Genomic DNA, 3437 nt, shown 5'->3' with positions numbered 1-3437 from the left:
ATATTGCCGATGCTGGAGGTGGTGACATCCATGATTGCCAAATCGACCTGCGGATCAGCCTTCTGGGCTCGGACGCTGCCGACCATCTGGGCCGAGGTGCCGCCCGGCACATAGTTCACCTTCACGCCGGGAAAGGCCTGCTGGAACGGCTCGACCACCGCCTTCACGTAGTTGTCCTGGAAGATCCCGGAATAGGACATCAGCGTGATCGAGCCGCTGAGCCCCTGGGCCCTGACGAGAGCCGGAGCGGCGATGGTCGCAAGCCCGGTCTGAAGAACAAGACGACGTGTCGGCATGGAAGCTTCCCCTCTTGTCATGGCCGCATGCGAGGCAGCCGCAATGTCGTAGCCAGCGCCCACCGGCTTGTCATGGCGCGGCGGCGCTGGAGACCCATGCGCCGCCGTAGGGATATCAGCGGGGCAGGCTCAGCCGTCGACCTTGCTGGCGAAATGGGCCACGAAACGGGCGCAGATCTCGGTGAGCTTCTCGGAGAGCGCAGCCCCCGTTTCAGCCGAGCACAGCTTCGGATCCCCCTTGGCGACGCCAAGATTGTAGACCTCGTCATACTCATTGGGCATCGCCACCTCGGCGCCCTCGAAGCTCGCCGTGCCAAGCCCGGTGAACTGCAGGTCGAGCACGGGATCGCGCTTCAGCGGCTGGCCAGCCGGGATCAGGTCCTTGCGCATCAGCTCCGGGAACAGGTGCAGCCCGAGGCTGGTCAGCKGATCGGCACCATGTCCAGCGACCGCAGCCGCCTTCTCCGCGCCGAGAATGCCCGGCAGCAGCCCGTAGGCGATGCGCCAGAGATAAAGGCTCGGCAGGACGATCTGCTCGCGCTGGTAAAGCTCGCGCGCCACGTCGGAGATCGGGCCGACATTGCCGCCATGGCCGTTGATCACGATGATGCGCGTCAGGCCATTGCGATGCAGTGAATCCACCATCTCGGCGATCACCGCCGTCAAGGTCGATTGCGAAATGGCAATGCCACCGACCATCGGACCGAACCAGTCGGCGCCGCCGAAGGGCAGGACGGGAGCAACCAGCGTGCGCACGCCGCGCTCCGAGGCGCGGATGGCCGCGAGCTCGGCGATCTTCTCGGCGAGAAGATAGTCGCCCATCGGTGCGTGCGGGCCCTGATCCTCATGGCTGCCCATCGGCAGCAGGATGACGGGGTTCTCTTCGAGGATCTCCCGTGCCTCTCCGCCGGTGATCGTGCCCATGTGAACGAGGGGAGTAGTCTTGGTGGCCATTGGCTTCATCCTGGATATGCGAGGGAGTTCGCGGTGAGGATCGTCATGGGAAGGCTCTGCCTCTCAGCGGTCGGCGGTTCGGGGATCGACCGCGTCGCGCAGGGCATCGCAGAGCAGGTTGATGGCGAGGATGGTCAGCGTCAGCGCCGCGCAGGGCCAGAGCAGCAGCAGCGGCGCCTGCTCCATCGTAGCGCGCGCGCCCCTGATCATCAGTCCCCAGGAGGGCGCCGGCGGAACGACGCCAAGTCCGAGAAACGACAGGCCGCTTTCGATGACGACAGCGGCCGCCACTGTCAGGGACAGCTGCACCAGGAGCGGGCCGGCAATATTGGGAAGCACGGTGCGGAGCAGGATACGTCGGGGCGTGGCGCCGAACGCCCGCGCCGCCTCGACATATTCGCGCGACCGCACCGCGAGCACTTCGGCATAGGCCACGCGTGCGAAGCCCGGCAGATAGAGAACCGACAGGACCAGGACCAGCGTCGCCGCGCCCGGCCCGAGCAAGGTGACGACCAGCAGGGCGAGCAGCACCGGCGGAAAGCACATGATGATCTCGACGCTGCGCACCGTCAGGAACGCGCCAAGCCCCTTGCCCCAGCCCCCGATCAGGCCGATCGCGGTGCCGACTGTTCCCGCAACCAAGGCAGCGACGAAGGCGACGCCCAGACTTGTGCGCGCGCCCCAGATTAAGCGCGACAGCACATCGCGGCCGAATTCGTCACGGCCGAGCCAGGAGCCTGCGCTCGGCGCAGCGAGCCGCCGGGCAATGTCCTGCCTGACCGGATCCGGCAGGCCGAGAAACGGAGCGGCGAGAGCGATGAAGATAATCAGCGCGACAAAGGCGCCGGGAAGCCAGAGCCGTTTCATCCCGCCTGCACCCTCGGATCAACGATCGCGTGAAGAATCTCGACCACAAGGTTGATCAACAGGAACAGAACCGAGATGGTAAGAATGATACCGACCACCATCGGATAGTCGCGCGCCTCGACGGCCCGCAGCAGCGGCGTCGACAGGCCCGGCCAGTTGAAGACGTATTCGACGAGCACGGTGCCGCCCAGCAGGGTTCCCATTTGCAGGCCGAGTACGGTCAGCACCGGGTTGAGCGCATTGCGCAGCACATGGACGACCAGGATGCGCGCCTGCGAGAGGCCCTTTGCGCGAGCGGTGCGGACATAGTCATTGGCGAGTGCATCCAGCATCGAGGCGCGCGTCATCCGGAACAGGATGGCGGCCAGCCCCTTGCCGACTGCGATGGCCGGAAGCGTAAGCAGTTTGAGATGCTGGACCGGGTCCTGTGTGAAGGGCACGAACCCGCCGGCCGGCATCAGCCGCAGGGTCTGCGCCATCAGCAGCACGAGCAATGTGCCCACCACGAAAACCGGCACGGCCAGCAGGAGCGCTGTGACGCCAGAAGCGATGCGATCGAAGCGCCCGCCCCGATGAAGGGCCGCATAGACGCCGGAGGGCACGCCGACCGCGATACCGATCAAGGTGCCGGCAAGAATGAGCTCCAGCGTGCGCGGCAGGCGCAGCGCGATCTCGCTCAGCACCGGATAATCATCGACCAGGGAATGCCCGAGATTGCCTTGCATGAGGCCGGCGAGGAACGCGCCATACTGCGCAAGCAGCGGCCGCTCGAGCCCAAGCTTTTCACGCAACTCCGCGACAGCCGCTGGATCGGGTGAGATCCCTCCCGTCGAAAGCAGCAATTCGGCGGGGTCGCCCGGCACCATGTGCAGGGCGAGAAAGACGATCGTTGCAACGACCCAGGCGAGGCCGAGCGAAACCGCAAGGCGGCGCGCGAACCAGGTCACGCTCATCCGAAATAGGTCTCTTCGAGCGTCGCGCCCGATGAGGTGGTGAGCGCGCCGGGCAGGTTGGTGAAGCCCATCACGCTCTTGTCCATGCCATAGCCTTGCGAGCGCCAGGCGAGGCCGACCAGGGGTACCTCCTCGAGCGCCGCGCGCTGCATCTCCTTGTAGATCTCGACCCGCTTGGCCTGATCGAACTCGGAACGCCCCTTGGCGAGTGCCGCAATCGTGCGCGGAGCATCRACCTTGAAAGAGCGGCCATGGGTCGGCGACAACGAAGTGTCGAGGACCACGGTAAGGCCATCAGGGTCGTTGTTGTCCGACGAGACGCCGTGGATCGCCATGTCGTACTGGCCGCGCGTGCCGCGGCTCACCC

General features: G+C 65.8%; 3 protein-coding genes and 2 pseudogenes. All 5 read right to left on the bottom strand.

The annotated features are described in order from the left end of the window. A pseudogene (locus AC1DJT_RS35320) lies at positions 1–296 on the bottom strand (ABC transporter substrate-binding protein); the annotation flags it as partial. A gap of 129 nt (positions 297–425) precedes the next feature. After that, positions 426–1250 carry a creatininase family protein gene (locus tag AC1DJT_RS35315; protein ID WP_476835921.1) on the bottom strand — a complete coding sequence of 275 codons (825 nt, stop codon included), beginning with the start codon at positions 1248–1250 and terminating at the stop codon, positions 426–428. A 63-nt stretch (positions 1251–1313) separates the two neighbouring features. Further along, on the bottom strand, positions 1314–2117 hold the full coding sequence (locus tag AC1DJT_RS35310) for an ABC transporter permease (RefSeq protein WP_441505860.1): 804 nt from the start codon (positions 2115–2117) through the stop codon (positions 1314–1316). After that, positions 2114–3070, bottom strand: a complete 957-nt coding sequence (locus AC1DJT_RS35305; protein WP_441489843.1) for an ABC transporter permease — start codon at positions 3068–3070, stop codon at positions 2114–2116. The genes AC1DJT_RS35310 and AC1DJT_RS35305 overlap by 4 nt, the downstream gene beginning before the upstream one ends. Further along, positions 3067–3437: pseudogene (locus AC1DJT_RS35300) on the bottom strand (ABC transporter substrate-binding protein); the annotation flags it as partial. The pseudogene AC1DJT_RS35300 and the gene AC1DJT_RS35305, both read right to left, overlap by 4 nt.

This window comes from Allobosea sp. 05T422_2, from assembly GCF_056396265.1.
The sequence above is the reverse complement of the archived record's forward strand: the minus strand, read 5'-3'. Positions and strand labels throughout refer to the sequence as shown.